The following is an 8,523-nucleotide window of genomic DNA, read 5'->3' as shown; positions in this document are numbered from 1 at the left end:
GCATGAGAGTACCCTTTCGGGCACAAATCACCGCTCACCACTTCGGTGTCCTTCGACGGCTTAAGATGGCCATGGTGGATGTTAGGGATGTTTCCGAGGCCATCTTTCGTCTTCGGGGAGTACCCCTAAGCCGACCATTCCGTCTCAGACCATGGGTCCCCGGAACCTACGTTTGCGTTCGCTTATGCTTTATGCCCTGCGGGTATGTATGCCCTCTGGGTACTCATACTCACAACCGCTTACCAATTACCAATGTGTATTTACCCATACAAAACGTAATAGATTCCAACTTTTCAACTTTTCAACTCTCCAACTTTTCAACTTTTACTTATAATCGTACAATGAAATGGGATTCTGTTTTTCCGGATCCCCTCGAGGAGGGAAATATGAAAGCACGTACCATGATCGCCTTGCTTGTGGCCGGCATCGTTATCGGCGCCCTGGCGGCCTATTTTTTCCTGGGCCCCGGACTGGGTGAAACCACGGATAAAGGGGCGGTTTCCGAAGCCGGCCCGTTCGCCGCCGTCACCAATCAACTGGACCCCGGGGGTACCATGTACCTGTTCTGGGATACCGCGGGACTGGTGAAGTTCTGCGAAAAGGCGCTGGAAGGCATCCAATCCGTGCTGGAAAAACAGCCGGCTGATGAAACCACCCGCAAGAACAACCTCAAGTGGTTCAAACTGGTTCGGCGCATGATCGGGGAAACCGGTCTGTACCGCGTACGCGCCCTGGGCGCCAGCTCCATCCCCCTGAGCGATAAGATGCACCGCACCCGCATGGTGCTTTACCATGCCCCGCAAACCGGTACTGACTTGATCTGGAACCTTTATGCGCCAAAGCCCCACGCCCTGGCGGAGCTGGGATTTTTACCCGCGGATACGGCGCTGGCCCAATTCGGGGATTTCCGTCCGAAAGTAGTCTGGGACTGGATCCACGCCCAGGCGGAAAAAAGTGATGTGGAAGAGTTCAAGAAAGGTGTTTCCGTCCTGGTACCGGCGTTAAAGATGCAGGGAATTGACCCGGATACCATCCTGAACGGATTCAACGGCAGCGCCGGTCTGGTAATTACACTGGACAGGCAGCGTACCATCCAGGTTCCGCTGGGAAAAGCATCCATGCCGATTCCCGCCCCGAACCTGGCCCTGGTTGTGGCCGTCAAGGACTTTGCCCTTTATGACATCGTCGCCGCCGGCATCCAGCCGGAGAAAAAAGCTGATCCCGCCGAAGCGGTCCGTTTCCTGCCTCTGCCCGCTCCTCCAAATCCGGTATTCTCTTCACCTACCCTGGCCTGCAACGGCCGCTACCTGGTATTTGCCTCGGCCAGAGAGTTGGCTGAAACTTTGATGGCCGGTACGGGCGGGCTCCAGGATACCGCCGAGTTCAAGAAACTGGCACGGGACATACCCGCCGAGGGCAATGGTTTTCGCTACATTTCCCCGCGGGTGAATGAAGTGATGCAAAGCATCAAGGCCACGGCCCTTAAAAACCCGGAACTGAAAGAGACGGACCGGGCCGGCCTGCAAACCGTCATGAACCTGTTCCCCGGGGATTTTTCCATGTACGGGGTAATGAGGCACGACTCTACGGGATTTTGTTATACGCTGAACCACAACCTGCCACTGCACCAACTGATGGTTCTGCCCGCGGTCATGGCGGCCGGGATCGGTGCGGCGGTGGCCGTTCCCGCCATGGTGAAAAGCACGGAACTGGCGCGCCGAGCCAAAACCCTGGCACAAATGCGCTCGATCTCTACACAGGTTCTCGGTTACCTGGCGGAACACGGCACGACGCCGGAAACCATTGAAATTTTCAAAGACGGCTGGGGGAATCCCATCCTCTATCTCCGCGGACCCGGCATCACGGACTTTGCCCTGGGATCCGGCGGCGCGGACGGCCGCTTCGAAGGCTGGGAACAACGGGGCCTGTACAGTGCGGATGACCCCGGCAATAAGCACCAGGATATCATTTTAGTGAACGGAGACCTGGTTTACGGTCCTGAAAAGTAAGCGACGGCCGGGACCGGGGGCCGGGCCGAACCCGGCCCCCGCACGGTCGCGCTGTTCAGTGCCGGTGGGGTACGGAGGGACGCGGTTCTCGTACCGCGCTTTCCGGTTTGTCCTCGGTCTCTTTTAACAGGGCCGCGGTTTCCACCAGGCGGATAAACTCTTCCCGGTACCCGTACGGATCCTCGCCCCGGGCCTCGCGGGCGCGTTTGGCCACCGCCGCGTAATCGGCATCGGCTTTGAACGGAGAATCCCGCAACAACAGCCCCCACTCCGCCACCGCGGAAGCAAAACGGAAAACGGCTGAAGGCGCTTTCTTCAGCGGACGCGCGGCTTGTTCAATCAGGATACTGGTATCTTTGTCGGGTTTTTTGTAGCGAAACTTGACGGTGGCCCATTCCGGGCTGCGGCGCGCATCCGGGGTGATCTTTTTGTCCTGGTATTTCAGGTCACCGCTGCCGCCCACCACTTCATCCGAACCCGCCGGGACGATTTCATAAAAAGCCGTTACCGCATGGCCGGCGCCCAGTTCACCGGCATCCTTGGTGTCGTCGGCAAAGTCCTCGTTTTCCAGGCGGCGGTTTTCATAACCCACCAGGCGGTAACCCTTGACATGGGCGGGATTGAACTCCACCTGGATCTTGACGTCCTTGGCAATGGTGAACAGGGTGCCGAGCATGTCGTGCACAAACACCTTGCGGCCTTCCAGGATGCTGTCGATATAATGGTAGTTGCCGTTCCCCTTGTCCGCCATCTGTTCCATGCGCGCGTCCTTGTAATTGCCCATGCCGAAACCCAATACTGTCAGGAAAATTCCCTGGCTGCTTTTCTTTTCGACCAGGCTCACCAGGTCGGATGTGCTGCTTACGCCCACGTTGAAATCACCATCCGTTGCCAGGATAATGCGGTTGTTGCCGCCCTTGATAAACCCTTCTTCAGCTACTTTGTAAGCCAGTTGTATCCCCGCGGCGCCGGCGGTCGAACCCCCGGCCCGCAGGCGTTCCAGCGCGGCCATGATCGTATCCGCCTTGTCACCGGCGGTGGAAGGCAGGACCACACCCGCGGCGCCGGCATATACCACCATCGCCACCCGGTCCCGGGCACTCAATTGCGATGTCAGGAGCTTGAATGAACGTTTCAACAGGGGCAGTTTGGCCGGCGAATTCATAGACCCGGACACATCGATGAGGAATACCAGGTTGGACGCCGGGGGGGGGCCGCCCAGGGTGCGCTTACCCTGAATGCCCACCATCATCAGGTAATGTTCATTGTTCCAGGGGCATATCGATATTTCCGTGCTGATGGAAAAAGGATGGCGCCCCTTTGGTTCCGGATATTCGTAGTGAAAGTAGTTGACCAGCTCCTCGATGCGAACCGCGTCCTGGTGAGGGCGTTGCTGCATGTTGATGAAACGGCGTACATTGGCGTAAGAGGCGGTATCCACGTCAATCGAGAAAGTGGATAACGGACTTTCCAACGCATTGTGAAAGCGGTTTTCGTCGATATGGGCGTACTCTTCCGTGTTCCACTGCGGCATGGGAGTCGGGGCTTCCAGCCCGGCATATCCTCCCCGGGGATGGCCCGCCATCTTCATTTGCCGGTGCCTGACCTGGGGGGCCGAGGCATCAGCGGCCACGGCGGTTTCTTCTACTTCCAGCTTGATGTCCGGTGAAAGCCGTACGTCCACGCGCAGGGTTTTTCCGGCCGTCACCTTCAGGTCCCTTTTAACCACTGAGATAAAACCGGCGCGTTCAACCGTCAGGCGATACACTCCGGGAGTTACGTTTTCCAGGCGCCATTCTCCCCCGGCATCACTGACCGTGCTCAGGGGTTGGTTCAGGGCCGGAGAAATCGCGGAAATCTTTGCTCCCGGCAGCGCCCGGCCGTTCGCGTCCACAACGGTGCCGGTAAGCACGCCGGTGGACGGTGCGGCAGCCGTCAGCCAGCCCAGTAAACCCACAACCAAAAACCCGATTGTCCATGCTCTGTGTTTCATCTTCTCATCCGCTCCGTTTCCGGAACGGCCTCCTTTGAAATGGCTTCCAACTACTCTGTCGGACCATTCACAAAATTTCCCCCGGGTTGATATGCAAAAAAAATCAATCCCGCCCTGCCTGCTCCCAACAATCACGGGCGCGCCCGGGTTGCAGCTCCGGCGTCGAACGGATCACGCAACGCAGCACGACCAGCATTTGCCGGACCTGGCGACGCATGATGCTGCGGAAAGTGGGACCCAATGCCCTGGCCCACCAGCGTTGCGGGTAAACCAGTGATATTTCGTGGTACATGACTCCGTTGTCTTTGGGTACAAGGATCTTCAGGTTATCCCGAACAGCGAATTGCTTGCGATCTTGAACCAGACGAGCGCGTTGAAACCAGACATCCGTGAATTGCACCCGGGAAAACCCCAGTACGAAATCCTGATTGGGCAACAGGGGCACACGCTTGAAAATCCGGGCCTGGAAGCACCCGTCCCCGGCGTTGCCGGCATGTGCGATCACGGCATCCGCATCCAGATCGTACAGATCCTGGAACCATTCCGGAGTTTCCAGGTAACGCATCACCCGTTGCATGGACGCGGGAATCAACACCCGGGAATAAGCCGCCCCCACGACCATGCTTTCACCGTTTTTTAATTGGAGTTTTTCTTTGCGTACCATCACCCACTCCCCGCATTCATCCCGGGGAAACAAATTTGGATGCTGCCTGCGGAACCTTTCAAATCCCTCCGGATGAGACTGGATCTTGTCAAGCCTATCGGCAAAGGCGGATTGGATTTGCGTTGCCTTGTCTGATTTCCCCTCCAGAAACGGGGCTCCACTGAACAGCAGCCCCAATGCCATCCATCCCGCAGCCATTCGTTTCGGGGCAAATCGCTTCATGATCCTCCCGCCGGTTTCCCGGTAACTGATTTTAACAGAGATGGAGAGGAATACAAGTTGAGGGTGCTCCTGTTTGACTCCATGCACCGCAACATGCCATAATCATCGCGGAAAGGATGATGAGCCCGACATTGGACCGCTCCCCCCTGTTGCTGGAGTTTAAGCGTATCCTGGCCGAAGAGGCTTCAGGTACGCTGACTGTTGCCGGTGAGGGATGTACAAGGAAACTGGTGTTTTCCGGGGGCATGCTGGCAGACGTGGAGAGCACCCGGCCACAGGAAGGGCTGACCACCATATTACAGGATTGCGGTCTGATTTCCGGTGATGTCCTGGAAGAAAACGACGAGCGCTTCGCCGAATTACTGATCAACCGCGGTGTATTGCAAAGGGGGGAAGTTGATTTCGCCCGCCTGCACCGCATGCGCATTATCGCTTTCTCGCTGTTTTCCCTGGCGCAAGGGCAATGGACCTTTCGCGCCCACGCCCCCTTGTCCAAATCCGGCGGAATTTATCTGGCGGACATCCTTTCCGACGTGGTATCCAGCGTAAAAACCCATTACTATTTTCGTGAAATCTTCAGCCGCAGCCATCCCCGCTTTGTTTCCATACCGGTTCAGGTTCTGTCCCGGGTTTATGAACGCCAATCCTCGCTCTTTTCCCGCATGCAACGCCTGAATGCCCGGTCCCATGATCAGATCCGCGCAAAACTGGGAATAGAAGAGCAGGACTACTGGGAAACCCTTATCCTGTTTTTTCTACTCGGCGGCGTGGTTTTTTCGGGACCGGATACCAGTGACGCCGTAAAAAAACGCAGGGAAATGATTATCCGCTGGCGGGATTGCCTGGAATCCGGGCAACTGGACCCCCATGACCTGCTGGGAATTTCGGCGGGCGCCGCTCCCGCGGAAATAGAAAACGCCTTTCGCAAACGTGTCCGGGATTTCCATCCCCAACAATTGGAATTGGATCCTGGAAGTGAACTGTACGATGACGCCGTACAGATCGTTGAACAAATGGAAGCAGCCCGAAACACGCTCACATCTTCCGCCACATCAAGCCCTCCAGGCCCCGCGCAAAAAGTGGAGACCGTGAACCCCGTAAAGCAGGCACAGGTGTATTTTCAGGAAGCCCTGGAACACAAGGCGCGCAAAAGTTACGTTGAAGCCGCGGATTGCCTGGACCGGGCCATCCGCCTGGATTCCGAGCGGGCCAAGTACTTTTTTCAACTCGGACTCTGCCAGATGCATCTGCCGGCATTTCGCAAGAACGCGGAACAAAACCTTTTGAAAGCGGCTGAAATGGAGCCCTGGAACGCGGAACCCGCCTATCACCTGGGCATGATGTTCCGCTCGGCCGGGTTGCGACGCATGTCGGAAAAGTATTTCCGCAAAGCCCTGGAAATCAATATGGACCATACCAAGGCCGGTCAGGCGCTGCAGGAACTTTCCGGCTCCCCTTCCCGCCGGCCCCGCAAGGGCAAGGGTTCTTTTTTCTAGTCCATTGATGGCGGAGAAGACAACCTGAATCCGGTATGGTATTTCCGCAGGGGGTAGAAGAAATGATGGATTCACGCTTCAAGATCGTATTTGCCGGACGGATCCGCGAAGGCTTCGACAATGTGACCGTACGGCAACGCCTGGCATCGCTGTACAAGAGCACTCCCAAACAGATCGACCGCCTGTTCTCCGGGCAACGACTGGTACTGAAATCCGCGCTTTCCCGCGAAGAAGCGGAACGGTTCCGTCGTGTTTTCGACGAGACCGGCGCTGTTTGTGAAGTCGTCCCCGAAAACCTGGAAGCAAAGGCAGAAGCCGTACCGCCATCCCGGCCGGATTCCCGGCCGCCCGCGCCGACCCTTAACACGCCGGAAACCGCAAAAAAACCGGTTCAATCCCCCTACGTTGGAACAAAAACCCCTCGGCGGCGGCGCACCCATCCACTGATCTGGGCCCTGGCCACCGTGGCGATTCTGGGAATCCTGTACGCCATCATGCTCAACCTGCCCATCAGCCGCATGCCCAAAGTCACGAGCACCACGTCCACGAACCTGGTTGCGGGGTATTCCGGAAATTGGGTCGAATACGAAGACCCTTTCGGATATTACTCCCTGGAATTGCCTCCCGGATTTTCCTCAACTCCCGCTTTAGTCGGTGACCACAGCCGCGTCACCTTCCGCTACGGCAATGCAGTCAGCCTCACCATTGACGCCGCTCCCCGCACCCAGGCATGGGACGGCGATCAGGAACTCCAGAAGCATATCTTGCGCATCCGACAGGGCCGCGAAGCCCCTTATTCCGGCGCGGTCATCTCGCGCACATCCTCCATTCAACTGGCCGCGGCGGAAGGCTATCTGCTTTTTCTAGAGAAAGACGCCATGCAGGCGCGGATCGTGGTTCTGGTCAACGCCGATAACACGCGCTTTCGCAGCGACATCGTGATTAAGGATAAGGGCGATGAATCGATGCTGGAGAGCCTGACGCAAGCGGTCCTGGAACGCATGGACATGCGACCGCGGCCGGAAACGCCATGAAAAGCAGCAAGCGCACCAGTGCCGCCGTTCTTGTCATATCCGCCCTGCTCCTGCTTGCCGCCTGCACGAACCACCGGTCCCCCGAGGAAAAAGAATTCCTGCGGTCATGGCGTGATTGGCGGGCACGGCGTCTCCAGAACCTCAAAGCACCGGATGGATGGCTCAGCCTGGCCGGTCTTTTCTGGTTGACACCGGGGGCACACACCATGGGAAGCGCCGCCGATAATGACTTTCGCATCACCCACGCCCCCTTTGCGGAACGGATCGGAACATTTCGATTAAAAGACGGACGGGCCGGTTTCACACCCGCGCGCGGGGTGAAGGTAACCGCATCCGGTCAGCCGGTCAACCGGGAAATCATGCTGGAAGCCGATGATAAGGGCACGCCGACCCGCCTGCAATCCGGCTCGCTGGAGTGGCACCTGATCCGCCGGGGGGAGCGCATCGGGGTCCGTCTCCGGGACCGGCGCCATCCACGCATCGGCAGACTGCGGCGAATACCCGCCTTCGACCCCGACCCCGAACGGCGAATCGAGGCACATTTTGTGGCTTATTCACGGCCCCTTACCATTTCCGTCCCGAATGTACTGGGAACCGTGACGGCGGAATCCTGCCCGGGGGAACTGCGTTTCACGGTAAAGCAAAAATCCATGCGCCTGCTGCCTGTGGGTACAACAGACCAGCTGTTCGTGGTTTTCGGCGACCTCACCAATGGCGAGAGTACGTACGGCGGCGGGCGGTTTCTTTCCGTTCCCCCTCCGGATGACCGGGGACGAACAGTGCTCGATTTCAATCGTGCCACCAACCCGCCGTGTGCATTCTCCCCGTTCGCCACCTGCCCGCTTCCGCCGGCGGCAAACGAACTGGATGTCCATATCACCGCGGGAGAAAAAACAATCCCCGGTTTCGGCCATCATTGAAAAAGGGAACAGTGCATGCGCATCACCGGATTGCGATTCGGCTGCTTGGAAGTGGACGGTGTTGCCTATCATCGCGACTTGATCATCATGCCTTCAGGGATCCTCTGCCCATGGATACGGGACCAGGGTCACCGATTGGGGACACAAGACCTGGAAACGGTCCTGGACAAACCGCCGGGCTTGCT

At 57.7% G+C, this 8,523-nt stretch carries 6 protein-coding genes; 4 read left to right on the top strand and 2 right to left on the bottom strand.

Translation table 11 applies throughout. The annotated features are described in order from the left end of the window. Nucleotides 1–386: 386 nt before the first annotated feature. Entirely contained in the window at nt 387–2,009 is a 1,623-nt protein-coding gene (locus tag ENN40_09220) for a hypothetical protein (protein ID HDP95524.1), read from the top strand. A gap of 55 nt (nt 2,010–2,064) precedes the next feature. Here ENN40_09220 and ENN40_09215 read toward each other — a convergent pair whose 3' ends face one another. Together ENN40_09215 and ENN40_09210 are read right to left on the bottom strand one after the other, a co-directional pair. Further along, nucleotides 2,065–4,002 (bottom strand): DUF3520 domain-containing protein, encoded by a 1,938-nt coding sequence (locus ENN40_09215; protein ID HDP95523.1) that lies wholly within the window; start codon nt 4,000–4,002, stop codon nt 2,065–2,067. A gap of 103 nt (nt 4,003–4,105) precedes the next feature. Next, on the bottom strand, nt 4,106–4,888 hold the full coding sequence (locus tag ENN40_09210; GenBank protein ID HDP95522.1) for a hypothetical protein: 783 nt from the start codon (nt 4,886–4,888) through the stop codon (nt 4,106–4,108). A gap of 119 nt (nt 4,889–5,007) precedes the next feature. Between ENN40_09210 and ENN40_09205 the strand changes: the two genes are divergently transcribed. The 3 genes from ENN40_09205 to ENN40_09195 all read left to right on the top strand — a co-directional run bounded on the left by ENN40_09205 (nt 5,008) and on the right by ENN40_09195 (nt 8,338). Beyond that, the gene (locus ENN40_09205) at nt 5,008–6,384 is read left to right on the top strand and encodes a hypothetical protein (GenBank protein HDP95521.1); all 1,377 of its coding nucleotides are present in this window, start codon (nt 5,008–5,010) and stop codon (nt 6,382–6,384) included. Nucleotides 6,385–6,446: 62 nt separating this feature from the next. Then, entirely contained in the window at nt 6,447–7,418 is a 972-nt protein-coding gene (locus tag ENN40_09200; protein HDP95520.1) for a hypothetical protein, read from the top strand. Then, a complete protein-coding gene (locus tag ENN40_09195) occupies nt 7,415–8,338 on the top strand; it encodes a DUF1684 domain-containing protein (protein ID HDP95519.1) in 924 nt (307 codons plus the stop codon). The genes ENN40_09200 and ENN40_09195 overlap by 4 nt, the downstream gene beginning before the upstream one ends. The last annotated feature ends 185 nt before the right edge of the window (nt 8,339–8,523 follow it).

It is taken from the genome of Candidatus Aminicenantes bacterium (genome assembly GCA_011049425.1).
Taxonomy (GTDB): Bacteria; Acidobacteriota; Aminicenantia; order UBA2199; family UBA2199; genus UBA876.
This window is presented reverse-complemented; position numbering and strand designations above follow the sequence as displayed.

What these genes read in the sequence shown, in the direction of transcription:
- ENN40_09205 (HDP95521.1), top strand. Translation starts at nt 5,008, where the DNA reads ATGAGCCCGACATTGGACCGCTCCCCCCTGTTGCTGGAGTTTAAGCGT.
- ENN40_09195 (HDP95519.1), top strand. Translation starts at nt 7,415, where the DNA reads ATGAAAAGCAGCAAGCGCACCAGTGCCGCCGTTCTTGTCATATCCGCC.
- ENN40_09200 (HDP95520.1), top strand. Translation starts at nt 6,447, where the DNA reads ATGATGGATTCACGCTTCAAGATCGTATTTGCCGGACGGATCCGCGAA.
- ENN40_09215 (HDP95523.1), bottom strand. Translation starts at nt 4,002, where the DNA reads ATGAAACACAGAGCATGGACAATCGGGTTTTTGGTTGTGGGTTTACTG.
- ENN40_09220 (HDP95524.1), top strand. Translation starts at nt 387, where the DNA reads ATGAAAGCACGTACCATGATCGCCTTGCTTGTGGCCGGCATCGTTATC.
- ENN40_09210 (HDP95522.1), bottom strand. Translation starts at nt 4,888, where the DNA reads ATGAAGCGATTTGCCCCGAAACGAATGGCTGCGGGATGGATGGCATTG.